Origin of the sequence: Micromonospora sp. NPDC048830 (assembly GCF_043198215.1) — a bacterium.
Lineage (GTDB): Bacteria > Actinomycetota > Actinomycetes > Mycobacteriales > Micromonosporaceae > Micromonospora.
Genome location: NZ_JBICUP010000016.1, coordinates 1 through 26,184, shown reverse-complemented (window position 1 = coordinate 26,184; position 26,184 = coordinate 1). Strand labels below are relative to the sequence as shown.

Sequence of the window (26,184 nt, the reverse complement as noted above, 5' to 3'; positions counted from 1 at the left end):
CGGGCAGCTCCACAGGGACGCCACCTGACGTCCACCGCCGCAGGGGCGACCGTGGCCGCCGTCACGTCGCCGCCACATCGCCGTCACGTCGCCGTCGGCGGAGCCTGCCTCATAGGATGGGCGCTCTCGACGGGAGGAGCGACGGCATGATGCGAGTACGACGCGACGGCGGCGCGCGCGGCGCCGCGCCGGCCGCTCGCTCCAGGGTGGCGCGGTGACGCCGCGCGGCTGGGCGGTGATCACGCTCGTCGGGCTCGCCGTCGCCCTGGTCGTCGCCGCCGCGGTGCTGGTGCCCTGGCACCGGCCGCCGGCCCCGCGCGCCGACCAGCTCGCCGCGCTGCGTGACCTCCCCGTCGAGCAGGTCGCCCGGGGCCGGGCCTTCCGGGCCGCGCTGCGCCCCGGCGGCTGGGCTGCGCTGGCGGTCGGCCTGCTGGTGGCCCTGGGCCTCGGTCTCACCCCGCTCGGCGGTCGCCTGGTGGAACTGGCCGGCCGGCCCTTCGGCGGCCACTGGGTCGCCCAGGCGGTCCTCGGCGGGCTCGCCGTGCTGCTCGTCGCCGACCTGCTCACTCTGCCCTTCTCCGCCTGGCGGCACGCGATCCTCACCCGGCACGGGCTCGCCACCAACGGCTGGGGCGGCTGGACCGCCGACCTGCTCAAGTCGTACGCGGTCAGCGCGGTGATCGGCGTGCTGGCGCTGCTCGGCTTCTACGCCGTCACCCGGCTCGCCCCGCGCTGGTGGTGGGCGTTCGGGGCGGCCGGGGCGGCGGCGCTGGTGGTGCTGCTGTCGTTCGTGCTGCCGGTGCTGGTGGAGCCCGTGTTCAACCGGTTCACCCCGATGGAGCAGGGCCCGCTGCGCACGGAACTGATGACCATGGCGGCCCGCGACGGGGTGCCCGTACGCGACGTGCTTGTCGCCGACGCCTCGCGGCGCACCCGGGCCGTCAACGCGTACGTCTCCGGGCTCGGCCCGACCCGCCGCGTCGTGGTGTACGACACGCTGCTGCGCGAGGCGACCCCGGCGGAGGTGACCAGCGTGGTGGCGCACGAGCTGGGCCACGCGAAGGACCGCGACGTGTGGACCGGCACCCTGACCGGGGCGCTGGGCACGGCCCTGGCCGTGGTCGCACTCTACCTGCTCGGCTCCGCCGGCCCGCTGCTGCGCCTGGCCGGCGTCGACTCGATCGCCGAACCCAGGGCCTTTCCGCTGCTCGTCGCGCTGGTCACGGTCGCCGGGCTGGTGGCCGCGCCGGCCCAGGCGCTGGTCTCCCGGCGGATCGAGGCCCGGGCCGACGCGCACGCCCTCGCCCTCACCGGCGACCCGGCCACCTTCGAGGCGATGCAGCGCCGCCTGTCCGGGGCCAACCTGGCCGACCCCGACCCGCCCCGCTGGGAGTACCTCTACTCGGCGTCGCACCCGTCCACCGTGGAACGGATCGCCGCCGCCCGCGCCCACGCCAGGGAGGCCGGCCGGTGAGTCGGACGTTGCTGATCACGAACGACTTCCCGCCCCGTCCCGGCGGCATCCAGTCCTTCGTGCACAACCTCGCCGTACGCCAGCCCGCCGGCTCGGTGGTGGTGTACGCGTCGAGCTGGCGGGGAGCGGACAAGTTCGACGCCGACCAGCCGTTCGAGGTGGTGCGGGAGCGCACCGAGGTGCTGCTGCCGACCCCGCTGGTCGCCCGCCGGGCCGCCCGGCTGGCCCGGACGTACGACTGCGACAGCGTCTGGTTCGGGGCGGCCGCCCCGCTCGGGCTGCTCGCCGCCGGGCTGCGCCGGCGCGCCGGGATCCGTCGGGTGGTGGCCCTGACCCACGGGCACGAGGTGGGCTGGGCGGCGCTGCCCGGCGCCCGGAGCGCGCTGCGCCGGATCGGCCGGGGCGCGGACGTGGTCACGTACCTGGGCGAGTACACCCGGGTCCGGCTGGAGCGGGCGCTGCACGGGGTGACCGAGCTGCACCGGCTGGCGCCGGGCGTCGACGTCGACACGTACCACCCGGGCGTGGACGGGGAGCCGGTCCGCGCCCGGCTCGGGCTGGCCGACCGGCCGGTGGTGGTGTGCGTCTCCCGGCTGGTGCCCCGCAAGGGTCAGGACATGCTGATCCGGGCGATGCCGGAGATCCGCCGCCGGGTGCCCGACGCGGCGCTGCTGGTCGTCGGCGGCGGGCCGTACCGGGGCACCCTGGAGAAGCTGGCCCGGCAGACCGGCGTCGAGCGGGACGTCGTCTTCACCGGCTCGGTGCCCGCGGCCGACCTGCCCGCCCACTACGCGGCCGGCGACGTGTACGCCATGCCCTGCCGCACCCGCAACCGCGGCCTGGACGTCGAGGGGCTCGGCATCGTCTACCTGGAGGCGTCCGCGACGGGCCTGCCGGTCGTGGCCGGGGACTCCGGCGGGGCCCCGGACGCCGTCCGCGCGGGGGAGACCGGGTACGTCGTCCCCGGCCGCGACGTCGCCCAGCTCGCCGACCGGGTGGCCACGCTGCTCGCCGACCGGGACCTGGCCCGTCAGCTCGGCGCTGCCGGTCGGGCGTGGGTGGAGCGGGAGTGGCGCTGGGAGGCCCAGGCCGCCCGGCTGGCGACCCTGCTGGCCGGCTGAGCCGGGGTTGATCGACGGCATGTCGCCGACATGGCGGTGTCCAACGCGCCGGAACCCCGCCATGTCGGCGCCGAGGTCGGCCAGCACCCGCAGGGCCCGCACCGGCTCCTCGTCGGCGCTCATCATGGTGCTCTCGGTGATCTCCAGCTGGAGCCGCCCCGGCGGCAGGCCGGTGCGTTCGAGCACGCCGCGCACCTCCTGCACGAGCCCCGGCCGGTGCACCTGCCGGACCGCCAGGTTCACGCTGACGAACGGCGCGGCCGGCCCCGCGCTCGCCCAGGTCTGCGCCTCCCGGCACGCCTCGGCGAGCACCCACCCGCCGAGCGGGACGATCAGCCCGGTCTCCTCGGCCAGCCCGATGAAGCTGTTCGGGCGCAGCTCGCCGAGCTCCGGGTGCCGCCAGCGGACCAGCGCCTCCGCCCCGAGCACGGTGCCGTCGCACAGCGAGGTCAGCGGCTGGTAGTCCAGGTAGAACTCGCCGCGCTCCAGCGCCGCCGGGATCGCCGTGGACAGCGCGTGCCGGGCCAGCTCGCGGCGGCTGCGTTCGGCGTCGTACAGCGACCAGCGGGCGCCGCCGTCCGCCTTGGCCCAGTGCAGGGTCGCGTCGGCGGCCCGCATCAGGTCGACGGGGGTGGTGCCGGCCACCGGGCACTCCGCGATGCCGATGCTGGCCGACAAGCACAGCTCGTGCCCGTCGATCAGCGCAGACTCGTTCACCGCCGCCAACGCGGCCTCGGTCACCTTCACCACGTCGTCGGTGCACCCGGTGCGCTCGACCAGGATGACGAACTCGTCGCCGCCGAGGCGGGCGACCAGGTGCTCCCCGAGGGCCCGGCGCAGCCGGTCGGCGACCGAGACCCACCTGGTGCCCGGCGCGCAGGTCCAGCGGCTCGGCCTCCAGCGCCTGGGCCAGCCGGTCGGTGAGCCGTTGCAGCAGCGCCTCCAGCTGGGCCTGGGTCACCGGCAGGTAAGCGGGTCACCCGGACATTTTGCCCGCCCCGTGCCCGGGTGACCAAGTACGCGTCGGCGCAGCCGCGACCGGCGCGATGCTGGCCGCCCGGGCCTGTGGCCAGGGCGGCCAGCGGCGCCTGAGCCGTCCGTCGCCGAGGTCCCGTCGACCGGACCCGCCGGCCCGCGTCGAATCCCCCTGCCCGACGTGACGGGCGAGGGGCCGTCAGAACTTCGGGGCGTCCGGGGCCTCCAGCAGGCCCAGTCGCAGCGCGGTCATCAGCGCCTGCGCCCGGTTGGCCGCGCCCAGCTTCTCGTAGAGCTTCGAGATGTGGGTCTTGGCCGTCGACTCGCTGACGAAGAGCTGCTTGGCGATGCCGGCCACGCTCATCCCGTCGGCGAGCAGCCGCAACACCTGGCCCTCGCGGGGCGACAGCTGCGGGCCCGACGGGGCGAGCCGCCGCTTCATCGCCTCGGCCAGGTCGGCCGCCGTGAAGGCGCTGGGCGAGGAGGCGGCATGCCGGGCGGCCGCCACCACCTCGTCGGCGGGGGCCGTCTTCGGCACGAACGCGCTCGCCCCCGCCTCCAGGGCCCCGAAGAGCTGGTCGTCGCCGGCGTACATGGTGAGCACGACGATGCCCATCGACGCGCTGGACTTGCGCAGCGCGCGGGTGGCCTCGAGGCCACTGCCGTCGGGCAGCCGCAGGTCCATGATCACCACGTCCGGCTGGAGGGCACCGGCCTGCCGGACGCCCTCGGCGGCGGTGGCGGCCTCACCGACGACCTCGAACTGCCGGTCTCGCTCGAAGGCGTGCCGCAACCCCTTGCGGATGAGGTCGTGGTCGTCGACAAGGAGGACCTTGGTGCGGGTGGCCGGTGTGGGACTTGTGGTCATCCTCGCGTTACTCCCCTTCTGCTGCTGTGCTGCCGCGCACCTTATCGCGCCGGGGCGAGGCGCCGAGAACCACCGCCACCGTCGTCCCGGTGGGCTGTCGCGGCCTGACCTCCAACCGGCCCCGGATACGTTCCGCCCTCTCGGCCATGATCGCAAGACCGTAGCGCCCGTCCGGCCGCTGGTCGGGAATACCGTGACCGTCATCCGACACTTCGATCTGCGCGTACGGCGGGTCCACCTCACAGGTCACCCACAGATTCGACGCGCCGGCGTGCTTGCGGGCGTTGGTGACGGCCTCCTGCGCGATGCGCAGCAGCTCCGCCTCCGTGGCCGCGGGCAGCCGCGCCGTGGACTCGTCCAGCGACAGGTGCACCCGCAGGCCGCCGGACGCGCCGACGGTGCGCGCGTACTCGGCGATCGCGGCGGCCAGGCCGCCCTGCCGGTCCACCTCGCTGCGCAGCTCGAACAGGCTCAGCCGCAGCTCGGTGATCACCCGGGTCACCTCCTGGCGCAGGGTGCGCAGCGACTCCGCGGTCTCCTCGGCGTCGTCGTGCACGGTGGCCAGCGCGTTGTCGATGCCGTACCCGACCATGACCAGCTCCTGGGCGACCCCGTCGTGGATCTCCCGGGCCAGCCGCTGCCGCTCCTCGTTGGTGGCCAGCGACCGCACCTCGTCGAACAGCAGCGCGGCCTCCAGGCGCAGCGCGGCCGGACGGGTCAGCGCGGTCGCCCGGGACACCACCGGCGGCGGGTACGCGTGCGCCGCGTCCGCCTCAAGCACCACCAGCCCGACCGTGCGGACCCCGGCGATCAGCGGCACGATCAGCGCCGAGACGTCCCCGCGGGTGTGTGAGCGGGCCTGCGAGCGGGCCGCCGTCTGCGGCTGCTGGCTGGCCCAGGCGTCGGCGATCGCCGAGTCGGCGTCGAGCGTGGTCTCCCAGTCCACCCGGTCCACGCCCACCTGGGCGAGCACCACCAGCCGGCCGCCGCCGCTGGCGGACAGCACCGCCGCCCGGTCGGCCCGGGCCACCACGCGCAGCTCCTCCAGCAGGTGCTCGGAGATGCCCCCGGGGTCGAGGGTGGCCCCGGGGAGCTGCCGGGCGACCGTACGCAGCTGGGTCAGCAGCCGGGTCGCCTCGGCGTACGGCTGGGGCTTGCCCTCGCCGCGGATCCGGATCACCCGGTGCAGCGTGCCGGCGGTGAAGAGCCCGAGCCCGGCCAGGATCAGCCACTGGGCGCAGACCGCGAGGTACCCGATCTGGCCGAGCTGCCGGCCGCCGTCGACCTCGGTGAGCGCGGCGCTGAGCAGCAGGGTGGCGGCGGTGACGGCGAGCAGCGCGCCGCCCTCGCGGAACCGGCGGCGCAGCGCCGTCACGGTCACCGGGACGGCGAGGTACGGCAGCACGGCCGAGGCGCCGGCGCCGAGCCCGTGGACCGAGCCGCCGAGGGAGGACACGGCGGCGACCTGGCTCGCGGCCAGGCCCAGCACCACCACCTCCGCGAACCGGCTGAGCGGGCCGAGCATCCGGTGCTGGGGGGCGAGCACGGCGGGCAGCCCGGCGAGGCCCAGCAGGGCGATCCACCAGAGCTGGCCGGCGTCGCGGGTCACGAACAGGGTCAGGACGGCGACCAGCGCGAGCATGACCACCCGGGACGCGGCGGCGAGTGGCTGCGTGGGGGGCCGGGCGGGTGTCGAGGAGTCGGGCACGTGACGGATGGTAGTCAGCGTCGGTAGATGTCGGCGATCTCCGCCGCGTACGACTCGTGCACCACCTGGCGCTTGACCTTCAGCGAGGGGGTCAGCTCCCCGGTCGCCTCCGTGAAGTCGTGCGGCAGGATCCGGAACACCTTGATCGCCTCGGCCCGGGAGACCGACTGGTTGGCCTGGTCGATCGCGCCCTGCACCTCGGCGCGCAGTTCCTCGTCGTCGCGCAGCCGCTCGACGGGGGTGTCCTCGGGGCGGCCGCGCGCGGCCAGCCACCTCGGCAGCGCCTCCTCGTCGATGGTGACCAGCGCGGCGATGAACGGCTGCCGGTCGCCGACGACCACGCACTGGCTCACCAGCGGGTGCGCCCGGACCTGGTCCTCCAGCAGCGCCGGGGCGACGTTCTTGCCGCCGGCGGTCACGATGATCTCCTTCTTCCGGCCGGTGATGCTCAGGTAGCCGTCGGCGTCGAGCTGCCCCAGGTCGCCCGTGCGGAGCCAGCCGTCCGGGGTGAGCGCCTCGGCGGTGGCCTCCTCGTTGCGCCAGTACCCCTGGAAGATCAGGTCGCCGGAGATCATGATCTCCCCGTCGTCGGCGATCCGGATGGTCACGCCGGGCAGGGGCCGCCCGACCGTGCCGATCCGGGTGGCGCCGGACAGGTTCGCGGCGGCGGCCGGGGAGGTCTCGGTCAGCCCGTACCCCTCCAGGACCGTCACGCCGATGCCCCGGAAGAAGTGGCCGAGCCGGGCGCCCAGCGGGGCGCCGCCGGAGATGGCGTCGCGGCACCGGCCGCCGAGGGCGGCCCGCAGCCTGCGGTAGACCAGCCTGTCGAACACCGCGTGCTGTACGCGCAGCGCCAGGCCCGGGCCGCTCGGCCGCTCCAGCGCCTCGCTGTACGCGACGGCGACCTGCTCTGCCCGGTCGAAGATCCTGCCCCTGCCGTCCGCCTCGGCCTTCTGCCGGGCGCCGTTGTAGACCTTCTCGAACACCCGGGGGACCGACAGCACGAAGGTCGGCTTGAACTCCTGCAGCTCGGCCACCAGGTGCTTGGTGTCGGCGCAGTGGGCCATCGTGGCGCGGGCCTGCACCACGCCGATCTGGATGAGCCGGGCGAAGGCGTGTGCGAGGGGGAGGAACAGCAGGGTCGCCGCGCCCGCGTTGAACAGGTTCGGCAGCACCGGCACCGCGTTGGCGATGTCGGCGTACATGTTGCGGTGGGTCAGCACGCAGCCCTTGGGGCGGCCGGTGGTGCCGCTGGTGTAGATGATGGTGGCGATGTCGCCGGACCGGACGGCCCTGCGTCGCCGCTCGATCTCCGCCGGGTCGACCTCGGCGCCCGCCGTGACCAGTTGGTCCACCGCGCCCTGCTCGATCTGCCAGACGTGGGCGAGCCCGGGCATCCGGTCGCGGACCCCGGCGACCAGGGCGGTGTGGTGGTCGGTCTCCAGCACGACGGCCACCGCGCCGGAGTCCTCGAGGATCCAGGCGGCCTGGTCGGCGCTGGAGGTCTCGTAGATCGGCACCGTGACCGCGCCGGCGGCCCAGACGGCGTAGTCGACGAGGGTCCACTCGTACCGGGTGCGGCTCATCAGGGCGACCCGGTCGCCGGGGGAGATCCCGGCCGCGACCAAGCCCCGGGCGACGGCGACGACCTCGTCGCGGAACTGCCGGCAGGTCACGTCGGCCCACGCCCGGCCCGGCTGGCCGACCGAGCCGGCGGGGCGGACGAACTGGACCGCGTCCGGGGCGGCCTCGGCGTTGTCCCAGACCGGGTCGGTGAGGTTGGCCGCGTCCCCGACGGTGACGATCGGCGGAACGGAGAACTCGCGCACCTGCACTCCTCGTGCTCGCACTGGCCGGGCGGGCGGGCCCCGGATGGGTCGCTCTGTCGAAACCTACCCGCCCGGGCAGGTGGGGGGCGGTACGAGGCCGACGGCCGGGTGCGGTGGGGTGGGGCCCGCCGTGCCCGGCTCCGGGCGGTCAGGCTTGATCCCTACGCCGGTCACGGCGGGCCCCACCCGGCGGAGGCCGCGGATGCGGGGACCGGCGCGTGACGGGGGTGGACCGGGGCAGGGGCCACCCCCGCCGGGTAGCCTCCCCCCATGGCGGACTCCTCCACCCAGTCGATCGTCGTCGGCGCGTCACCGGACCAGGTGGCGGCGGTGATCTGTGACTTCGCGCGCTACCCCGAGTGGGCCGACGCGGTGCGGCGGGCCGAGGTGGTCGAGGAGTACGAGGACGGCTACGCCAGCCAGGTGGGCTTCACCATCGACGCCGGGGTGATGGCCGACGAGTACGTGCTCGCCTACGAGTACGCGGAGGACCTCACCCGCATCGAGTGGCACCTGGTCGCCCCGTCGAGGATGCAGCGCTCCCAGCGCGGGTCGTACGACCTGGTCGGCAACCCGGACGGCACGACCACCGTGACGTACACCCTGGAGGTGGAGCTGTCCGTCGGCATGCTCGGCATGTTCCGCCGCAAGGCCGAGAAAATGATCATGGATGCGGCGTTGAAGCAACTCAAGCGCCGGGTAGAAGAAGCCGGTGCGGCGCGGTGACGCGGCCGGCGGCGCCCCGGTCGTCACGGTAGAGGAGCCGACCATGGGGGGTACGGATCCGGGCACGGCCCGGGAGGAGGCCGAGCGGCTGATCGCCACGGTGCTCGCGGCGGCCCGGCTGGCCGGTGCGGCCGCGGGCTCCGGCTCCGCGGCGGGGCCGTGGGGTGCACTGGGTGGGATCGTGTCGAGTGTTCTCGGTCACGGTGCTGGCGGCACCGGGCCGGGGAACGCCGGCGGGTCCGGCGGATTCGCCACGGGCACGCCGGAGTGCTGCGTGTGCCCGGTTTGTCGGGGTATCGCCGCCCTGCGCGACCCGAGCCCCGAATTCGCCGAGCGGCTGGCGACCGGGGCGGGTGACCTGGCGGCCGGCGTGGCCAGCCTGCTGCGCGCCTTCGCCTCGGCCGGGGAGCCCGCGTCGCACCCGGCGGAGCCCGCCACGGCGCCGCCGACAGCCGACCGGCGGGATCCGGCGGACGACCAGGTATGGCGCGAGGCCACCCGCACCCGGCATGATTCTCAGCCGGCACCGGAGCGGGACGTCTGGTCCGCCGCGACCCGACAGGCGGGCGCGGCCGCTCCCGGTGCCGTCGTGCCGCCCGCCGACGACGCCGGGCCGGACGCGCCGGGGCCCGCCCGGCCGCCGGCCGTCCGACCCGTGGTGCCCGCCTCCCGGGCACCCGGCGACGTCGGCGCGGACCCACCAGGCGACGGTGCCTGACCACCGGACATCCCGATCCACCCCGCGGCGGTCCGCCGTGACGGTGGCCGGGCAGCACAGCAGAGGGGAGTGGCAGCGGTGACGCTGACCATCGGAGTCGACGTCGGTGGCACGAAGGTGGCCGGCGGTGTCGTCGACGACACCGGCAGGGTTCTCGCGCAGGCCCGTCGGGACACCCCCGCCGACGACGTGGCCAAGACCCGGGACGTCATCATCGACGTGGTCACCGAGCTGGCGATGGGCCGGCAGGTCGAGGCGGTCGGTATCGGTGCCGCCGGCTGGATCGACGCCAGCCGCTCCACCGTCCTCTTCGCCCCCAACCTGGCCTGGCGCGACGAGCCGCTGCGCGCGTACGTCGGCAACGCCACCGGGCTGCCGGTGATCGTGGAGAACGACGCCAACGTCGCCGCCTGGGCCGAGTTCCGCTACGGCGCCGCCCGCGACGCCGACGACTCGATGGTCATGTTTACCATCGGCACCGGCGTCGGCGGCGGCATCGTGCTGGGCGGCGAACTGGTCCGCGGCGCCCACGGCATCGCCGCCGAGCTGGGCCACATGCTCACCGTCCCCGAGGGTCACCTGTGCGGCTGCGGCCGGCTCGGCTGCATCGAGCAGTACGCGAGCGGCAGCGCGCTGGTCCGGTTCGCCCGCGCCGCCGCCCGGCAGGAGCCGCACCGGGCCACCCTCCTGCTGGAGCTGGCCGGCGGCGTGGCCGAGGCGATCACCGGCCCGATGGTGACCACCGCCGCCCAGCGCGGCGACACCGTCTCCGCCGAGGCGTTCGCCCAGGTCGGGCGCTGGCTCGGCACGAGCCTCGCCGACATGGCGCAGATCCTCGATCCGCAGGTGCTGGTCGTCGGCGGCGGCGTCATCGATGCCGGCGACCTGCTGCTCGGCCCGACCCGGCGGTCCTTCGCCGAGGCGCTGGCCCAGCGCCGCCGGCTGCCCGTGGCCGAGGTGCGCCCGGCCGAACTGGGCAACACCGCCGGCGTGATCGGCGCCGCCGACCTGGCCCGCCGGATCTGAGGCGGGCCGGGTGACGGAGGCCGCGGGCGTGCCGCTGCGCGTCCTGTCGTACAACATCCACAGCCAGCGCGACGACACGGCGGCGCTGGCGGCCGTGGTCCGCGAGGCCGCCCCCGACGTGGTGATCCTCCAGGAGGCTCCCCGGCGGTTCCGGTGGCGGCAGAAGTCCGCCACCCTGGCCGCGTCGTTCGGTCTGGTGGTCGCCGCCGGCGGGCTGCCCGCGCTGGGCAACCTGCTGCTGACGAGCCTGCGGGTGCGGGTGCTGGCCACCCGGTGCCAGCGCTACCCGCTCACCCCCGGCCGGCACATGCGCGGCGCCGCGTACGCCGAGTGCCGCGTCGGCGGCGCCCGGTTTCTGCTGGCCGGCTCGCACCTGTCCACCGATCCGGCGGAACGCCCGGCCCAGGCCGCGGCGTTCAAGCGGGAGCTGGCGGCGGCCGACCTGCCCGTGGTGGCCGGCGCCGACCTCAACGAGGGACCGGGCGGCGCGGCCTGGCGTACGGTGGCCGACGGGCTGACCGATGTGGCGGCGGCGACGGGTTGCGTCGACCGGCACACCTACCCGTGCGCGAGCCCGCGCGAGCGCATCGACGCGCTCTTCGTCGACCCGCGGATCACCGTGGTCGCCTACGACGTGGTGGACACCCCGCTGACCCGCCGCGCCAGCGACCACTTCCCCCTGCTGGCCGACCTGCGGCTGCCGGCCGCCGGCTGACCGGCCCGGCCGGCCCCGCGCCCCCTCGGACTGGACAAACCGGTCGGGTTGCGGGAAGGATTTCGCGCACGACCCGGCGGATACCCGCAGCGATCCGGCACCCGTGCCGCACGAAGGAGATATCCGGTGTCCCCCTCCACCGACCCCGGCCGCCCCGAGCCGGAAGCGACGACGCTCGCCCTGACCCGGGACGGCCGCCCGGTCTCCGACCGGGGCGACACGGTCTGCGTCATCGGGGCGGGGGCCAGCGGCCTGACCGCCGTGAAGAACCTCAAGGAGCACGGCTTCGGCGTCGACTGCTACGAGCGGGAGACCGGCGTCGGCGGCGCGTGGAACTGGCGACACGACCGCAGCCCGGTCTACGCCAGCACCCACCTGATCTCGTCGCGGCCGTTCACCCAGTTCCCCGACTTCCCGATGCCCGACGACTGGCCGGACTACCCGCACCACAGCCAGCTGCTGTCCTACTTCGAGCGCTACGCCGACCACTTCGACCTGCGGCAGCACATCTGGTTCGGCACCGAGGTGGTCCGGGTGGAACCGGTGGACGGCGACCGGTGGGACGTCACGACCCGCAGCACCGGCGGCTACGGCCCGGAGCGCACCTCCCGGTACGCCGCCGTGGTCGTCGCCAACGGCCACAACTGGTCGCCGAAGCTGCCGTCCTATCCGGGGCTGGAGGAGTTCCGCGGCGAGGTCATGCACGCCTCGTCGTACAAGGACCCGGCGCAGCTGCGCGGCAAGCGGGTGCTCGTCGTGGGCGCCGGCAACACCGGCTGCGACATCGCGGTCGAGGCGGCCCAGCAGGCGTCCCACTGCTGGCACTCCACCCGCCGCGGCTACTGGTACGCCCCGAAGTACGTCTTCGGCCGCCCCGCCGACCAGGTCAACGACTCACTGGTCGCGCTGCGGGTGCCGCTGCGCGTACGGCAGTGGCTCTACCACTGGACGCTGCGGCTGACCGTCGGCGACCTGACCCGGTTCGGCCTGCCCAAGCCCGACCACCGGGTGTACGAGACGCACCCGATCGCCAACAGTCAGCTGGTCTACTACGTCGGCCACGGCGAGATCACCCCCGTGCCGGACGTGACCCGGTTCCACGCCAAGGCCGTGGAGTTGGCCGACGGCCGGGAGGTCGACCCGGAGCTGGTCGTGTTCGCCACCGGCTACCTGCCGCGCTTCGAGTTCCTCGATCCGGGGCTGCTCGGCGACGTCGACGGCTCCGGCCGGCCCCGGCTGTGGCTCAACGCCTTCGCCCCCGGGCACCCGACGCTCGCCGTCGTCGGCCTGCTGCAGCCGGACTCCGGCGTGTTCACCCTGGCGCACTGGCAGACCGTGCTCTTCGCCCGGCTGCTGCGGCAGCGCGTCACCCGGCCGGAGCGGGCCGCCGCGTTCGCGAAGCGGGCGGCGGCCGGCGTCGGGGAGCGGTACTCGGGCAGGGTCAAGGACAGCAGCCGGCACTGGTTCGAGGCCGGCCACGCCGACTACCTGCGCGCGCTCCAGCGCGCCCTGCACACCCTGGAGGGCAGGTAGGTGAGCGCGAGGAACGCAGCGCAGCGGAGTCCCGCAGTCGCGAACGAAATGAGGCACCGGTGACGACCCAGGCGCAGCTGCCGCGGCTCATGCGTGGCCGGGAGTGGGCCCGCCCGGTCCGCCCGGCCCGCCGCGAGGTGATCAGCGCGACGCCCGCCGTGGAGCAGGGCCGCGCGCCGCTGCTCTTCGTGCCCGGCTTCGGGCACGGCGCCTGGGCGTTCGCCGAGCACTGGCTGGAGCACGCCGCCACGCGCGGCTTCCCGGCGTACGCGTTGAGCCTGCGCGGGCACGGCGGCAGCGAGCCGGCGCCGGAGGCGACGCTGCGGGCGTACGCCCACGACGTGACGCAGGTGGCGGCGGGCCTGCCGCGCCAGGCGGTGCTGGTGGGGCACGGCGCCGGGGCCCTGGTGGTCCGGCACGCGCTGGCCCGCTACCCGGCCCGGGCGGCGGTGCTGGTCGCGCCGGTGCTCGGCGACTGGGCGACGCTGGCCACCGCGCTGCGCCGCAACCCAGTCGGCACCCTGCCCGCCCTGGTCGGCGGGCGGCTGCGGCTGAGCCGTCGGCAGCTGTTCAGCCGGGAACTGCCCGACGCCGACGCCCGCCGGTACGTCTCCCGGCTCGGGCGGGCCAGCCGGCGGGCGCAGTGGCAGCTGCTCACCCACCGCGCCCCGGAGCCGGCCGTGGGCGACCCGCCGGTGCTGGTGCTGGGCAGCCCCGACGACCGGGTGGTCCCGCCGGCCGCGCTGACCCGGGCGGCCCGGCGGCACGGTGGCGCCCCGCTGCTCTTCCCCGGCATGGGCCACGACCTGATGCTGGACGCCCGCTGGCGGGAGCCGGTCGACGCGATCCTCGACTGGCTGGGGAAGGAGCAGGCGCAGGCCTGACCCCACCCGACGTCGCCGACGTCGCGGCATCCGCGCGGCGCGCATGCCGCCATGTCGGCGATGTCGCGGCATCCGCGCGGCCCGGATGCCGCCATGCCGCCGACATCGCGGCATCGGGCCCGTGACCGCCGGCCGCGCGTCACCCAGTGCGGGTCAGGCGGGTCGGCAGCGAGTCGCCGTCGTCGAGGGCGGTGAGGTAGGAGCGGGCCCAGGCGCGGATGTCGTTGGCGAGCAGGTGCGCCCGCATCGCCCGCATCCGGCGGGTGGCGTCGGCCGGGTCGGCCCGCAGCGCCGCGAGCAGTCCCTGCTTGAGCCCCTCCAGGTCGTGCGGGTTGACCTGGTACGCCTGCGGCAGTTCGGCCGCCGCGCCGGCGAACTCGCTCAGCAGCAGCGTCCCGGTGTCGTCCACCCGGGCCGCCACGTACTCCTTGGCGACCAGGTTCATCCCGTCCCGCAGCGGGGTCACCGCCATCACGTCGGCGATCCGGTAGAGCGCGGCGAGCTCGGCCCGGTCGGGCGGCTGGGTCAGGTAGTGGATGGCCGGCTCGCCGACCCGACCGAACTCGCCGTTGATCCGGCCGACCTGGTGTTCCACCCGGTCCCGCAGGACCTGGTACTGGCCGACCCGCTCCCGGCTGGGCACCGCCACCTGCACCAGCACCGTGTGCGGCACCTTGATGTGCCCGTGGGCCAGCAGCTCGCTGTACGCCTTGAGGCGCTGCTCGATGCCCTTGGTGTAGTCCATCCGGTCCACGCTGAGGATCACGTGGTCGGGGTCGCCGAGGTCCCGGCGCAGCCGCCGGGCCCGGGCCGCCACGTCGGGGCGGGCCGCCAGCGCGGCCATCTCGGCCGTGTCGATCGAGACCGGGAAGGCGCCGACCCGCACCACCCGGTCGCCCACGTCGACCCGCCGGTCGGTCGCCGGCAGCTCCAGCACCTTCGCCACCAGTTGGGCGAAGTTGTGCGCGGCGTGGGCGCGCTGGAAGCCGATCAGGTCGGCGCCGAGCATGCCGCGCAGCAACTCGGCCCGGCGGGGGAGCTGCATGAACAGCTCGGGCGGCGGGAAGGGCACGTGCAGGAAGAAGCCGATCCGCAGGTCGGGGCGCAGCTCCCGGAGCAGGCCGGGGACCAGTTGCAGGTGGTAGTCCTGCACCCACACCACCGCGCCGGGCTCGGCCACCTCGGCGGTGGCGTCGGCGAACCGCTGGTTGACCCGCTGGTACGCCTCCCACCAGCGGCGGTGGTACTCCGGCTGCTCGACGGCGTCGTGGTACAGCGGCCACAGGGTCGCGTTGGCGAACCCCTCGTAGTGGTCGCGCAGGTCGTCGGGGCTCAGCGGCACGGTGTGCAACCGTACGCCGTCGACGTCGGGCAGGCGCGGCGCCGGCCCGGTCCCGCCGGCCCAGCCGACCCAGGTGGCCGGGGTGTGTCGGAGGAGGGGGTGCAGGGCGCTCACCAACCCGCCGGGGCTGCGTCGCCACTCGCAGGCGCCGTCGGGCGCCACACTGTCGTCGATGGGAAGGCGGTTGGCCACCACCACGAGGGAACTCTGTCGCATCTCGGGCATTCCGATCAGCAGAGACCGACCGCCACGAGCAGGGAAACCGGCCAGTCAGTGGGGTAAGTGACGTACAGCGGTATTCCTACTGACAGCAAGTTACACCACTGTCACGCCTGTCCGGCGCGGCGGGGTGGGGTGCCCGGACGCGGGCGGCGGGAGGCCGTGTCCGGCCTGCCGCTCAGACCCGCGCGCCGTCGTCCGGGTCGTAGTCGTCGGAGTCGCCGGGGCGCAACCGCCAGATCAGCGTCACGAAGCCGGCGAGGATGCCGGTGAAGCCGAACAGGGTGACCACGGACGAGTCGACCGGCAGCAGCGAGGGCTTCAGGAAGAGCACGAAGCCGACGAGGATGCCCAGCACGCCGACCACGGCGTACTTGGAGATCCGGGGCAGCGGGGGAGGCGGCGGCGGGGTGTACCCCTCGTCCGGGTCGTCGGGCAGGTCCGCGCCGAACGTGTCCAGCCCGTCCAGCAGCGAGGGCTCGTCCTGCCGGCCCCCGCCGACGGAGACGCCCGAGACGTCGGCGGCCCAGGGCAGCCGGCGTACGTCGGTGGCCGTGGCGCCCTCGTCCGTGCCGGCCCGGGCGGTGGCGTCCGGGCTCGGCCGGGGGTCGTCGTCGATGTCCTCGGCGGCGGGCCACGGGGTGGCCCCCGCGGCGGGGGAGGCGTGGAAGGCGGCCACGATCCGCGCCCACTCGGCCTCCACGTCCGGCTCGTCGCGGGGCTGCTCGGCGGGGGTCTCCTCGGCCAGTTGGCTGAGGTAGTCGCGGGCCGTGGTCAGGTGGGAACGGTCCACGTAGAGCCGGTCCACCGGCCGGGCCGGGACGGTGGTGGTGCGGGTGACCGGGTTCAGGTCGGCCGAGGGCTGGAGGTAGGCGGCGATGCCGCCGGCGGCCAGCACGTCGAGCAGGTGCTCGCCGACGCGGGGGTCCACGTCACCGGCGACGGCGTACTCGCTCGCGTCGAGCCCGTTGTCCCGCCGCCCCCGGCGGGCCCCACCCGCTGACACCGGACAACCTCCTCATCGCACCTGCCGGTGCGAATCCTCATGGCACCTTCCGGTGCGTCGCTCGTACGCCGTGCCCTGAATCGTGACACGTCGGGGGCCGGTTCCGGGAGTGCGTTGTGGCGTGCCGCTCCCGGTTCGTAGGCTCACACCTCGACAGTCCCCGCTCGCCGACGGCACCCGCGCGGGCCGCCGGGCGCGCCCCGTGGGCCTGGCACGGCCCCGGCCGCGGTGGCGTCGCCGCCACCTCTCGGGAAGGACACCGGTGCTGTACTGGCTGATGAAGTACATCATCCTCGGCCCGCTGCTGAGGCTGATCTTCCGCCCACAGGTCGAGGGGCTGCAGCACGTCCCCGACACGGGGCCGGTCATCCTGGCGAGCAATCACCTCTCCTTTTCCGACTCGATCTTCACCCCGCTGGTCGTCAAGCGAAAAGTCACATTCATCGCCAAAGCCGAGTACTTCATCGGTAAGGGGATCAAGGGCTGGCTGACGAAGATGTTCTTCGTCGGCTCCGGCACCATCCCCGTGGACCGCTCCGGCGGCCGGGCCGCGCAGGCGGCGCTGGACACCCAGCTGCGGGTGCTGCGGGCCGGCGGCATCGCCGGGATCTACCCGGAGGGCACCCGCTCGCCCGACGGCCGGCTCTACCGGGGCAAGACCGGGGTGGCCCGGTTGGCGCTGGAGAGCGGCGCCCCGGTCGTCCCCGTGGTGATGCTCAACCTCGACGAGATCCAGCCGCCCGGCAAACTGATCCCGAAGGTCGAGCGGGTCCGCATCCGCTTCGGCGCGCCGCTGGATTTCTCCCGGTACGCGGGGCTGGCGGGCGACCGGTTCGTCGAGCGCGCCGTCACCGACGAGATCATGTACGAGCTGATGGAGCTGTCCGGGCGCGAGTACGTCGACGTCTACGCCCAGAAGGTCAAGAACTCCCAGCCCGCCGAACCGCCCCCGCGCCGGCCCGTCGCCGTCTGAGGGCCGTTCACCCCGCCTCGGCGAGCCGCAGCAGCCCGGGCGCCTGGTTGCGGGCCGCGAACTCGCGCACCTCGGTCAGCGCCTCCGCCGCGGCCCGCGGGTCCACCTCGCGCAACGTCGGCACGGCGAGGGCGGTCGCGATCATGTGATCGGTGGCGTCGCCCATCCGTCGGTAGCTCCGGGCCGCCGCCCGGAACAGTTCGGCGGCGGTCGCGGCGTCGCCGGCCGAGCGGGCCAGCGTCGCCTCCACCGCCTGCCCGGCGGCCCGCGCCCAGGGCGTCGTCCGGGGCGCGTGGGCCAGCAGGTCACGGACCAGCCGGGCCGCCTCGTCGCCCAGCACCACGGCGACGTGCCCGACCGCCGGAACCCACTCGGCGAACGGGATCATCCGGGTCTTGCGCCAGTCGTCGTCCAGCTCGGTCAGCAGCCGCAGCGCCTCCTCGGCGCGCCCCTGCACCGCGCGGCAGAGCGCGGCGTGGGCCAGCGTCGAGCGCAGCACCCGGTGGAAGCCGGACCGCCGGGCCGCCGCCACCGCCCGCGCCACCTGGTCGGTCCCGGCACCCTGCTCCGGGGCGTCCGGTGCCGGTCCGGCCGCCGGGCGGCCCGCCGCCGGCTGCTCGGCCGTCGCCGGCTCCGGCTCCTCCCGCAGCGTTCGCATCCAGCCGGACACGGCGACGATGTGCAAATCCCACTCGGCGGTCGGCCGCCGGGTCGACTCGGCGACCAGTGCCGACGCCGGCCCCCACTCCCCGGCGTAGTACGCCCGGGCCCACTGGTCCTCGAAGCTCGTCGCCAGGCTGTGCTCCCCGCCGAGGTCCAGCGACTGTTGCTCGTCCACCAGCCGGGCCGAGCCGGCCAGGTCGCCCTCCTCCTGCAACGCCCAGGCCAGGTTGTGCACCGCCCGCCGGCGGCTGGTCAGCCGCTCCACCCGGCAGTGCTCGGTGATCTCCGTCAGCTCGGCGTACGCCTCGGCCATGCCGCACAGGTAGCGGGCGACGGCGAGGGTGATCCGGGCGCTCGCGCTGACCTCGTGCAGCTGGAGCCGTTCGGCCATGGCGGCCGCCGCCCGGGCCGCCGCGCACGCCGGTTCGGTCTCGGCGTTGAGCATGTGCACCCGGGCGAGCTCCAGCAGGGCCCCCGCCTTCTCCTCCGTGTCGGGCAGGTCGGCGTAGATGCCGATCGCCCGGTCCAGGCAGCGCAGCGTCTCGGCGCGGTCCGCCCGGCTCCAGGCGGCGGTGGCCAGCAGCGTCCACGCCCGGGCCGCGCCCGTCCGCTCCCCGGCCGCGCCCAGCCGCTCGGCCAGCCGGGTCAACGTGTCCGTCCCGCCGTCGACCAGGAACGCGTCGCCGTCGCGGTAGAACGCCAGCTCGGCCTGGAACAGCTCCAGCGCGGCGTCGGGTTCGCCGGCCAGGGCCAGCGCCCGACCCACCAGCGTGGCGGCGGTGTCCAGCGCGTGCAGCGCGTACGCCCGCCGGGCGGCGCGGTGCAGGGCGGCGCGGGCCGCCGGGGCGTACGGGCCGGTGTCGAGGCCGACGGTCCGGGCGATCTCGTGCGCCGCCCAGCGGTGGTTGGCCAGCACCTCCACGAGGTCGTGCTGCCGGCCGTCGCTCACCTGCTCCAGCCAGTCCGCGGTGCGTTGGTGGCGCAGCACCCGCTCGGCCCGGGGCAGCCGCTGGTAGCAGACGTCCCGCACCAGGATGTGCCGGAACCGGTACTCCTGCTGGCCGGGCAGGGTCGAGCTCGGCTGCTCGTACACCAGGTCCCGGCGTTGCAGCCGGTCCAGCGCCCGCTCGACCCACTCCACCGGCCGGCCCAGCGCGGTGGCCACCGGCCCCGGCCAGAACTGCACGCCGACCACGGCCGCGGCCTGGAGCACGGCCCGGTCGGACGCGTCGAGCAGGTCGAGCCGGTTGGAGATGACCGCCTGCACCGTCCGGGGCATGCCGGAGGCGCCGGCGGGGTCGGGGTGCCCGGCCGCCCCGGGGGCGCCGAGCAGCCCGCCGTCGAGCAGCATCCGGGCGTACTCCTGGGCGTAGAGCGGGTTGCCGTCGGCGAACTCGATCAGCGGCGCCCGGGACTCCGGCGGCAGCGCGGCCTGCCCGAGCAGCAGCGAGTACAGGGTGTCGATGTCGTCGTCGTGCATCGGCGGCACGGAGATCGACATCGTTCCGCTGATCGTCCCGGTCCACGCCGGGTGCCGCTCCCGAAGCTCGGGTCGGGCGGTGGCCACCACCAGCAGCGGCACCGCCCGCGCTGCCGCGCCCAGCTGCTCGACGAAGGTGAGCATGGCCTGGTCGGCCCAGTGCATGTCCTCGAACACCAGCACCGTCGGCCCGGCCGTGGCGAGGCTGAGCAGGAACCGCCGCCAGGACGCCTCGGTCTCGCCCGGGGTGAGCCGCTCGCCGGGCAGGCCGATCAGCGGGCCGAGCGAGTCGGCCAGCCGTACGGCGTGCGGGTCGGCCAGCGCGCCCAGGCGCTGCCGCAGCCGGTCGCGGAACGCCACCGGGTCGTCGACGTCCGGCACGCCGACCCACGCCCGCACGATGTCGGCGAGCGCGGCGTACGTGACGTTCTCGCCGAACGGCGGGCACTGCCCGACCAGCCAGGTCACCGGCGGCCCGGGCAGGCTGGCGGCGTGCCGGGCCAGCTCCCGCAGCAGCCGGCTCTTGCCCACCCCGGCGGGGCCGAAAACGGTGACCAGTTGGGAGGTGCGCTCGTTCACCGCCCGGTGCAGGGCGTTGACCAGCAGGCCGCGCTCGTGCTCCCGGTTGACCATCGGCGTCAGCTCGGCGGCGCTCAGGTCCCGCTGCGGCAGGGCGCGGACGGCCAGCCAGATCCGGCTGACCGTGGAGCGGCCCCGCAGGGTGACCGGCGGCCGGTCGGCGTACTCCATGTCGTGTCGGGTGGCGGCCCAGGTGCTCTCGTCGACCACCACCCCGCCCGGGGGCGCCAGGGACTGCAACCGGGAGGCGGTGTTCACCACGTCGCCCGTGACGAACCCCTGCCCGCCGTCGCGGGCGGCGGCGAGGTCGACCAGCGCCTCGCCGGTGGCGATCCCGACCCGGAACCCGAGCGGCGGGTGCGGGCCGGCGGGCTGGCGGGCGAGGTTGCGCTGCAGCTCCAGCCCCGCCCGGACGCAGCGCAGCGCGTCGTTGTCCGTGGCCACCGGCGCCCCGAACAGCGCCATGACCGCGTCGCCGATGTACTTCTCGACCACCCCGCCGTACTGGTGCACCAGCCGGCGCACCGTCGCGAAGTAGCGCTGCTGGAGGCCGCGCGCCTGCTCCGGGTCGGCCCGCTCCGCGTACGTCGTGAAGTCGACGATGTCGACGAACAGCACGCTGACCTGCCGGCGATCCTCCTGCACCGCGACGGGCCGGTCGCGCAGGGGCTGGCCGCAGCTGGTGCAGAAGTTGGCCTCGGCCCCGTTGGGATGCCCGCAGTGCGCGCAACCGCGGGTCAACGCCTGACCGCAGCCGCCGCAGAAGCGGTCGTCCGGACCGGCTTCGCGTGAGCAGTGTCCACACTTGAGGTCGATGATCGGCTCCAGAGCGCGAGGTCAACCGAGTATCCCGCCGCCGCCGTTGAGTCGGCTACCCGATAACCGGGCGGTCCCTGCGGCTGATCGGGCGAGGCTAACCTTCCACTCAGAAAATGCATCGTCAGGAGAGTGCCGTGCACGTACGACTGTCCGCCGAGTGGACGGACCAGCGGGGGACCGTGTGGGCCCCGGGCGACACGGTTGACGTCGACGCCGTCACTCTCGCCTCACTGGAGGAGCTAGGCATGGTAGAGACCCCGGACGGCAAGGGCACCGCCCCGGCCGAGGGCACGAGCACGACCACCACGACGACGGACACGACCGACCCGAAGAAGATCGGTCCCGGCCCGGGCGCGCCGCCGGCGGACGACTCGGGCAGCTGAGCGGTCGCGGGACGAAGACGGGGCCGGTGGGGCGTACCCACCGGCCCCGTTCGTCGTCCCGTCCCGGCCGTCCCGCTCCGTCGATCATGACGTTGACGGCGGCTCCGCGCGCCGTCGTCGCCGCCAAGTCCATGATCGACCCGACGTGACCCGACCCGGGCGGGGGCGGGGAGTCAGCGGTCGTTCATGCCCGCACGGCGGCGCAGCGCCGCCACGTCGGTGACCACGATCCGGCGGCCCTCTGTCCGCAGCCAGCCCCGGCTGGCGAAGGACCCGATGGCCTGGTTGACGCTCTGCCGGGAACCGCCGGCCATCTCCGCGAGCTGGCTCTGGTTCAGCTCGATGGTGATCATCGGCGCCTGGCTCTCGCCGGCCAGCCGGACCAGCGTCTTGGCGACCCGACCGGGCAGGTCCAGGAAGACGTGGTCGGCGTTCTGCTCCGTCAGCCGGCGGATCAGGCCGCCGAGCGACCGCATCACGGCGTCGAGGATGCGCGGGTTGGAGTGCACCAGCTCCATGAAGGCGGGGCGGGACAGCGCGAGCGCGGCGCAGTCCTCGATCGCCTCGGCCGACGCCGAGCGGGTGGAGGCGTCCAGGAGGGAGACCTCGCCGAGCACGTCCGGCGGTCGGATCACCGACAGCACCGCCCGCTCCCCGGTCGGGGCCGTGCGGAACACGGCCACCGCACCCCGGCGCAGCACGATGAGCGACTCGCCCGGGTCGTTCTCGACGAAGAGCAGTTGGCCCTTGCGGTACGTGCGCGGCACCGCCGCCGCGATCACCCGCTGGCGCACCTCCGGCTCGAGTCCGGCGAACATCTCGACGCCCGTGAGCGCGTCACCAGGCTCCGGCAGGCGAACCTCCACGGCCCAACCCCTCCCCGGTCAAGGATCACAACTCGCAGCCGGGTGAACCTGACAGCCCCCGGTACGAGGTTCTGAACCGGTTCGGCGTCCGGTAGCGGTACACATCAGATCATGACTGCCCAGTGGCGTGCTGTACACCCCTGGAGACACTTCCGTGACAGTCGCGACCTGCGGCGGAGGGCGTCGGCCGGCGCGCGGCGAGGCCCCGGCCGACGGTGGGTGGCCCCGGTGGGCGAGGATGGCGGGTGATGGTCTACCGCTACTTCTACGACTGCGAGTTCATCGAGGACGGACGCACGGTCGACCTCGTGTCGATCGGCGTCGTCGACGAGAACGGGCGCGAGTTCTACGCCGTGTCCACGGAGTTCGACGACTCCCGCGCCGTGCCCTGGGTGCGGCGCAATGTCCTGGACAAGCTCCCCTCGCCGGCCGACCGGTCCTGGCGCTCGCGGGAGCGCATCCGCGACGACCTCTACGAGTTCCTGGTCGAGCCGATCCGCGGTCGGCCGGACGAGGAGCTGGAGCTGTGGGCCTGGTACGCGGCGTACGACCACGTCGTACTGGCCCAGCTGTGGGGGGCGATGCCGGCGCTGCCCCGGGAGATCCCGCGGTTCACCAAGGAGCTGCGGCAACTCTGGGACGACCGGGGCCGGCCGAGGCTGCCGCCCGCCGCGGCGGCCCGGCACGACGCCCTGGTCGACGCCCGGCACAACCTCGCCCGCTGGCGCGCGATGACCGTCCGCTGACGTCGGCCCGCCGCCGGGAGGTTTGACCCGATCCGTCCCGGGCACCGGATCGACGTCCAGCCGATCGAGGGGGTATCGCGATGAGCAGTGAGCGGGCCCGCGCCGCCGACGCCCGGCGCCGGGTCACCGAGCTGGTCCGCGCCGCCCGGACCTGCGTGCTGGTCACCTTCCGGCTCGACGGGCGGCTGACCGGCCGGCCGATGGCGCTGCAGGGGACGGAGTTCGACGGCGACCTGTGGTTCTTCTCGTACGCCGACTCGGCCAAGGTCCGCCAGATCCGGGTCAACCCGGAGGTCAACGTGGCGTTCACCGACCAGCGGAGCGCCGCCTGGGTCTGCGCCTCCGGCACGGCGCAGGAGGCGTACGACCCCGACCGCGCGCGGCGGCTGTGGACCGCGCCGCTTCGGACCTGGTTCCCGGACGGGCCGGACACCCCGGGGCTGACCCTGCTGCGGGTGCACGTCTCCTCCGTCGCGTTCTGGGCGGCGCCGGACGGCCCCCGGGTGGACCTGCTCGACCCGGACGCGGCGCCGGTCCTCCAGCGGCGGCCGAGGCCCGGGGAGAACCGCGAGGTGGAATTCTGAGCCGTGGGCGACCGCCCGGGGCGCGCGGGCGGCGTACCGGCGCGGCGGCTACAGTGCGCACTGACGGCCCGCCCCGGGCCGGCAACGACGCCGATGGTCTGATCTGACACATATCCTGGGGCAAATCGGGCTTTACCTGATGCTCAGGAGGTTGAGCAGATCATGCGTATCGGCGTGCTCACCGGCGGCGGCGACTGCCCGGGTCTGAACGCGGTAATCCGGGCGGTGGTCCGCAAGGGCGTCGCCAGCTACGGCCACGAGTTCGTGGGCTTCCAGGACGGCTGGAAGGGCCCGCTGGAGGGCCTGTCCAAGCCCCTGGGTATCGCCGAGGTGCGGGGCATCCTGCCGCGGGGCGGCACCATCCTCGGCTCCTCCCGGACCAACCCCTTCAAGATCGAGAACGGTGTCGAGCGGATCAAGGAGAACCTCGCCGCGCAGGGCGTGGACGCGCTGATCGCGATCGGCGGCGAGGACACCCTCGGCGTCGCCACCAAGCTGCACGAGCTGGGCGTCCACGTCATCGGCGTGCCGAAGACGATCGACAACGACCTCGGCGCGACCGACTACACGTTCGGCTTCGACACCGCCGTGAACATCGCCATGGAGGCGATCGACCGGCTGCACACCACCGCGGAGAGCCACCACCGCACCCTGGTCGTCGAGGTGATGGGCCGGCACGCCGGCTGGATCGCCCTGCACGCCGGCCTGGCCGGCGGCGCCAACGTCATCCTGCTGCCGGAGCGGCAGTTCGACGTCGACCAGGTCGCCGGCTACGTCGAGAAGCGCTTCCAGCACCAGTACGCCCCGATCGTCGTGGTCGCCGAGGGCGCCCAGCCGCTGGACGGCCAGATGGTGCTGCACAACCAGGAGCTGGACGCGTTCGGCCACGTCCGCCTCGGCGGCATCGGCCAGTGGCTCGCCGAGCAGCTGGAGGCGAAGACCGGCAAGGAGGCGCGGACGGTCGTGCTGGGCCACATCCAGCGCGGCGGCACCCCGACCGCCTTCGACCGGGTGCTCGCCACCCGCCTCGGCCTGCAGGCCATCGACGCGGCGCACGAGGGCGACTGGGGCAAGATGGTGGCCATGCAGAGCACGGACATCGTCCGGGTTCCGCTGGCCGAGGCGACCCGCGAGCTGAAGACCGTGCCGCTGGAGCGGTACGCCGAGGCCGAGGTCTTCTTCGGCAGCTGACCGACGGCGGCGGCGCGGCGGCCCCGAGCGGTCCGCCGCGCCGCGCCCGAACCCGGAAGGGGTACGGCGGAAATGTCACCCGCAGTCCACACGGTCGCGGTGATCGGGGCCGGCAAGATCGGCGAGCTGGTGCTCTCCGGGCTGCTCCGCTCCGGCTGGCCGGCGGAGCGGCTGCTCGCCACCGCGCGGCGGCCCAGCCGCGCCGAGGAGCTGGCCGCCCGGTACGGCGTACGGGTGGTGGACAACCTCGCCGCGGTGGACGAGGCGGAGGTGCTCGCCATCTCGGTCAAGCCCCAGGACGCGGCCGGGCTGCTGGACGAGATCGGTCCCAAGGTGCCGGCCGACAAGCTCGTGATCTCGCTCTGTGCCGGCCTGCCGACCACCTTCTTCAGCCGCCGGCTGCCGGCGGGCACCCCGGTGGTCCGGGTGATGACCAACACCCCGGCCCTGGTCGACGAGGCGATGAGCGCCATCTCGGCCGGCGTCCACGCGACCGGGGCGCACCTGGCGCTCGCCGAGGAGATGTTCAAGCCGCTCGGCGCCACGATCCGGGTCCCCGAGTCCCAGCAGGACGCGGTGACCGCCCTTTCCGGGTCCGGGCCGGCGTACTTCTACCTGCTGGTCGAGGCCATGATCGACGCGGGGATCCTGCTCGGCCTGCCCCGCCAGGTGGCCCACGAGCTGATCGTGCAGACCGCGATCGGCTCGGCGGTGATGCTGCGCGACTCCGGCGAGCATCCGGTCAAGCTGCGCGAGGCGGTCACCTCGCCGGCCGGCACCACCATCTCCGCGGTGCGGGAGCTGGAGAACCACGGCGTCCGCGCCGCCATGCTCGCCGCGCTGGAGGCCGCGCGCGACCGCGCCCGCGAGCTGGCCGCCCAGTCCGGCTGATCCGGCGTACGCGGCGACTCCGCACCCACGGGGCCGTGTCGCGCGGTCAGGGATGCGTACACCTTCGCGGACGTTGTGGCGTGCCGCCGCCTGGAGGGCGCAACTTCCGCGAAGTTGTGGCGTGCCGCCGCCTGGAGGGCGCAACTTCCGTGAAGTTGTGGGGTGCCGGCGCGGGGGCGTCGCGTTCCCGCCGGGTGCACCATACTGGCGCGGTGTTCACGCTCGCCCAGGCCCGTCACCTCGTGGCCACCCTGCACCCGCGCATCGACGAGCTGATCCGGCTCCGGGCCGACCTGGCCGAGCTGCGCGCAGACCTGGCCGGCGGGCGACCGAGCCCGCTCGGCGGCCTGGCCGAGGGCAAGGGCCTGGAGGCGCGGCTGCACGCGGTCGTCGAGGAACTGCGCGAGCACGACATCCAGATCAAGGGCCTCGCCCCGGTGCTGCTCGACCTCCCCGGCGAGCGCGACGGCCGTCCGGTGCTGTGGTGCTGGCTGGAGGGGGACGCCGACGTGAGCTGGTACCACCGGGCCGACTGCGGCTTCGCCGGCCGCCGCCGGGTGTGAAAAGGGCAGGCGTCCCCGGTGGAGCTCACCTCCCGCTGCCCGGGGCGCGGCGGCGCCGGGTACCGTCTGCGGTCGTGATCCAGGTGCGTCGCGCGGTCGTCGGGGACGCGGCCGAGTGGGAGCGGCCGTGGAGGAAGACAGGCGCGTCGTGAAGATCAACCACGGATACGTACGTCGCCTCGCCCCACTGCGGAGCAGGCCGCCGCGCTCGACGTTCAGGGCCACGCGGCCCGTGCGATGTGGAACCTGCTGCACGAGTGGTGGACGTGGGGCGGCGGACGCGACCGACGCCCCACACTGAA

General features: G+C 74.7%; 22 protein-coding genes and 1 pseudogene. 15 read left to right on the top strand and 8 right to left on the bottom strand.

The genetic code is table 11. The annotated features are described in order from the left end of the window. Positions 1 to 214 precede the first annotated feature (214 nt). Both ACGFIZ_RS15950 and ACGFIZ_RS15945 read left to right on the top strand, forming a co-directional pair. Positions 215 to 1,474: a M48 family metallopeptidase gene (locus ACGFIZ_RS15950; RefSeq protein WP_393419827.1), complete on the top strand. Its 1,260-nt coding sequence runs from the start codon at positions 215 to 217 to the stop codon at positions 1,472 to 1,474. Beyond that, complete coding sequence (locus ACGFIZ_RS15945; protein WP_393419825.1) at positions 1,471 to 2,595, top strand: glycosyltransferase family 4 protein; 1,125 nt, start codon at positions 1,471 to 1,473, stop codon at positions 2,593 to 2,595. The genes ACGFIZ_RS15950 and ACGFIZ_RS15945 overlap by 4 nt, the downstream gene beginning before the upstream one ends. Before the next feature lie 57 nt (positions 2,596 to 2,652). Here ACGFIZ_RS15945 and ACGFIZ_RS15940 read toward each other — a convergent pair. From ACGFIZ_RS15940 to ACGFIZ_RS15925, 4 genes and pseudogenes are all read right to left on the bottom strand, one after another. Beyond that, a pseudogene (locus ACGFIZ_RS15940) lies at positions 2,653 to 3,450 on the bottom strand (putative bifunctional diguanylate cyclase/phosphodiesterase); the annotation flags it as partial. Between the two features lie 319 nt (positions 3,451 to 3,769). Next, positions 3,770 to 4,438, bottom strand: coding sequence for a response regulator transcription factor (locus ACGFIZ_RS15935; RefSeq protein WP_007072219.1), 669 nt, complete (start codon positions 4,436 to 4,438; stop codon positions 3,770 to 3,772). Between the two features lie 7 nt (positions 4,439 to 4,445). Then, the gene (locus ACGFIZ_RS15930; RefSeq protein WP_393419987.1) at positions 4,446 to 6,080 is read right to left on the bottom strand and encodes a GAF domain-containing sensor histidine kinase; all 1,635 of its coding nucleotides are present in this window, start codon (positions 6,078 to 6,080) and stop codon (positions 4,446 to 4,448) included. 80 nt (positions 6,081 to 6,160) lie between these two features. Then, on the bottom strand, positions 6,161 to 7,975 hold the full coding sequence (locus tag ACGFIZ_RS15925; RefSeq protein WP_393419824.1) for an AMP-dependent synthetase/ligase: 1,815 nt from the start codon (positions 7,973 to 7,975) through the stop codon (positions 6,161 to 6,163). Between the two features lie 270 nt (positions 7,976 to 8,245). Between ACGFIZ_RS15925 and ACGFIZ_RS15920 the strand changes: the two genes are divergently transcribed. From ACGFIZ_RS15920 to ACGFIZ_RS15895, 6 genes are all read left to right on the top strand, one after another. Beyond that, positions 8,246 to 8,701 (top strand): SRPBCC family protein, encoded by a 456-nt coding sequence (locus tag ACGFIZ_RS15920; protein WP_347666189.1) that lies wholly within the window; start codon positions 8,246 to 8,248, stop codon positions 8,699 to 8,701. Between the two features lie 43 nt (positions 8,702 to 8,744). Continuing rightward, positions 8,745 to 9,419: a hypothetical protein gene (locus tag ACGFIZ_RS15915; protein ID WP_393419822.1), complete on the top strand. Its 675-nt coding sequence runs from the start codon at positions 8,745 to 8,747 to the stop codon at positions 9,417 to 9,419. Positions 9,420 to 9,497: 78 nt separating this feature from the next. Continuing rightward, positions 9,498 to 10,445 (top strand): ROK family glucokinase, encoded by a 948-nt coding sequence (locus ACGFIZ_RS15910; protein ID WP_393419820.1) that lies wholly within the window; start codon positions 9,498 to 9,500, stop codon positions 10,443 to 10,445. Positions 10,446 to 10,455: 10 nt separating this feature from the next. Then, positions 10,456 to 11,160 carry an endonuclease/exonuclease/phosphatase family protein gene (locus ACGFIZ_RS15905; protein WP_393419818.1) on the top strand — a complete coding sequence of 235 codons (705 nt, stop codon included), beginning with the start codon at positions 10,456 to 10,458 and terminating at the stop codon, positions 11,158 to 11,160. A 126-nt stretch (positions 11,161 to 11,286) separates the two neighbouring features. Continuing rightward, positions 11,287 to 12,693: a flavin-containing monooxygenase gene (locus ACGFIZ_RS15900; RefSeq protein ID WP_393419816.1), complete on the top strand. Its 1,407-nt coding sequence runs from the start codon at positions 11,287 to 11,289 to the stop codon at positions 12,691 to 12,693. 89 nt (positions 12,694 to 12,782) lie between these two features. Then, positions 12,783 to 13,577: an alpha/beta hydrolase gene (locus ACGFIZ_RS15895; RefSeq protein WP_393419985.1), complete on the top strand. Its 795-nt coding sequence runs from the start codon at positions 12,783 to 12,785 to the stop codon at positions 13,575 to 13,577. 139 nt (positions 13,578 to 13,716) lie between these two features. Here the strand turns inward: ACGFIZ_RS15895 and ACGFIZ_RS15890 are convergent, their stop codons facing one another. Both ACGFIZ_RS15890 and ACGFIZ_RS15885 read right to left on the bottom strand, forming a co-directional pair. After that, complete coding sequence (locus ACGFIZ_RS15890) at positions 13,717 to 15,135, bottom strand: trehalose-6-phosphate synthase (protein ID WP_393419814.1); 1,419 nt, start codon at positions 15,133 to 15,135, stop codon at positions 13,717 to 13,719. 181 nt (positions 15,136 to 15,316) lie between these two features. Continuing rightward, positions 15,317 to 16,144, bottom strand: coding sequence for a DUF308 domain-containing protein (locus ACGFIZ_RS15885; RefSeq protein WP_393419812.1), 828 nt, complete (start codon positions 16,142 to 16,144; stop codon positions 15,317 to 15,319). 262 nt (positions 16,145 to 16,406) lie between these two features. On the opposite strand from ACGFIZ_RS15885, the gene ACGFIZ_RS15880 reads away from it, so the two are divergent. Next, positions 16,407 to 17,117: a lysophospholipid acyltransferase family protein gene (locus ACGFIZ_RS15880; RefSeq protein WP_393419810.1), complete on the top strand. Its 711-nt coding sequence runs from the start codon at positions 16,407 to 16,409 to the stop codon at positions 17,115 to 17,117. A gap of 7 nt (positions 17,118 to 17,124) precedes the next feature. On the opposite strand, the gene ACGFIZ_RS15875 is transcribed toward ACGFIZ_RS15880, so the two are convergent. After that, complete coding sequence (locus tag ACGFIZ_RS15875) at positions 17,125 to 20,655, bottom strand: ATP-binding protein (RefSeq protein WP_393419983.1); 3,531 nt, start codon at positions 20,653 to 20,655, stop codon at positions 17,125 to 17,127. A gap of 137 nt (positions 20,656 to 20,792) precedes the next feature. Here ACGFIZ_RS15875 and ACGFIZ_RS15870 point away from each other — a divergent pair, with 137 nt between their 5' ends. Further along, a complete protein-coding gene (locus ACGFIZ_RS15870) occupies positions 20,793 to 21,041 on the top strand; it encodes a hypothetical protein (protein WP_393419808.1) in 249 nt (82 codons plus the stop codon). Positions 21,042 to 21,214: 173 nt separating this feature from the next. On the opposite strand, the gene ACGFIZ_RS15865 is transcribed toward ACGFIZ_RS15870, so the two are convergent. Continuing rightward, positions 21,215 to 21,907, bottom strand: coding sequence for a Crp/Fnr family transcriptional regulator (locus ACGFIZ_RS15865; protein ID WP_073838866.1), 693 nt, complete (start codon positions 21,905 to 21,907; stop codon positions 21,215 to 21,217). A gap of 248 nt (positions 21,908 to 22,155) precedes the next feature. On the opposite strand from ACGFIZ_RS15865, the gene ACGFIZ_RS15860 reads away from it, so the two are divergent. The 5 genes from ACGFIZ_RS15860 to ACGFIZ_RS15840 all read left to right on the top strand — a co-directional run bounded on the left by ACGFIZ_RS15860 (position 22,156) and on the right by ACGFIZ_RS15840 (position 25,882). Continuing rightward, the gene (locus ACGFIZ_RS15860) at positions 22,156 to 22,653 is read left to right on the top strand and encodes a polyadenylate-specific 3'-exoribonuclease AS (RefSeq protein ID WP_393419981.1); all 498 of its coding nucleotides are present in this window, start codon (positions 22,156 to 22,158) and stop codon (positions 22,651 to 22,653) included. Positions 22,654 to 22,733: 80 nt separating this feature from the next. Beyond that, positions 22,734 to 23,237, top strand: a complete 504-nt coding sequence (locus ACGFIZ_RS15855; RefSeq protein ID WP_393419806.1) for a pyridoxamine 5'-phosphate oxidase family protein — start codon at positions 22,734 to 22,736, stop codon at positions 23,235 to 23,237. Between the two features lie 162 nt (positions 23,238 to 23,399). Further along, positions 23,400 to 24,428 carry a 6-phosphofructokinase gene (locus ACGFIZ_RS15850; protein ID WP_393419804.1) on the top strand — a complete coding sequence of 343 codons (1,029 nt, stop codon included), beginning with the start codon at positions 23,400 to 23,402 and terminating at the stop codon, positions 24,426 to 24,428. Positions 24,429 to 24,500: 72 nt separating this feature from the next. Then, positions 24,501 to 25,319 carry a pyrroline-5-carboxylate reductase gene (gene proC / locus ACGFIZ_RS15845; protein WP_347666201.1) on the top strand — a complete coding sequence of 273 codons (819 nt, stop codon included), beginning with the start codon at positions 24,501 to 24,503 and terminating at the stop codon, positions 25,317 to 25,319. Positions 25,320 to 25,531: 212 nt separating this feature from the next. Further along, complete coding sequence (locus tag ACGFIZ_RS15840) at positions 25,532 to 25,882, top strand: DUF2203 domain-containing protein (protein ID WP_393419802.1); 351 nt, start codon at positions 25,532 to 25,534, stop codon at positions 25,880 to 25,882. Positions 25,883 to 26,184 lie beyond the last annotated feature (302 nt).

What these genes read in the sequence shown, in the direction of transcription:
- ACGFIZ_RS15935 (WP_007072219.1), bottom strand. Translation starts at nt 4,438, where the DNA reads ATGACCACAAGTCCCACACCGGCCACCCGCACCAAGGTCCTCCTTGTC.
- ACGFIZ_RS15930 (WP_393419987.1), bottom strand. Translation starts at nt 6,080, where the DNA reads ATGCTCGCGCTGGTCGCCGTCCTGACCCTGTTCGTGACCCGCGACGCC.
- ACGFIZ_RS15920 (WP_347666189.1), top strand. Translation starts at nt 8,246, where the DNA reads ATGGCGGACTCCTCCACCCAGTCGATCGTCGTCGGCGCGTCACCGGAC.
- ACGFIZ_RS15915 (WP_393419822.1), top strand. Translation starts at nt 8,745, where the DNA reads ATGGGGGGTACGGATCCGGGCACGGCCCGGGAGGAGGCCGAGCGGCTG.
- ACGFIZ_RS15895 (WP_393419985.1), top strand. Translation starts at nt 12,783, where the DNA reads ATGCGTGGCCGGGAGTGGGCCCGCCCGGTCCGCCCGGCCCGCCGCGAG.
- ACGFIZ_RS15890 (WP_393419814.1), bottom strand. Translation starts at nt 15,135, where the DNA reads ATGCGACAGAGTTCCCTCGTGGTGGTGGCCAACCGCCTTCCCATCGAC.
- ACGFIZ_RS15860 (WP_393419981.1), top strand. Translation starts at nt 22,156, where the DNA reads ATGGTCTACCGCTACTTCTACGACTGCGAGTTCATCGAGGACGGACGC.
- ACGFIZ_RS15855 (WP_393419806.1), top strand. Translation starts at nt 22,734, where the DNA reads ATGAGCAGTGAGCGGGCCCGCGCCGCCGACGCCCGGCGCCGGGTCACC.
- ACGFIZ_RS15850 (WP_393419804.1), top strand. Translation starts at nt 23,400, where the DNA reads ATGCGTATCGGCGTGCTCACCGGCGGCGGCGACTGCCCGGGTCTGAAC.
- proC (WP_347666201.1), top strand. Translation starts at nt 24,501, where the DNA reads ATGTCACCCGCAGTCCACACGGTCGCGGTGATCGGGGCCGGCAAGATC.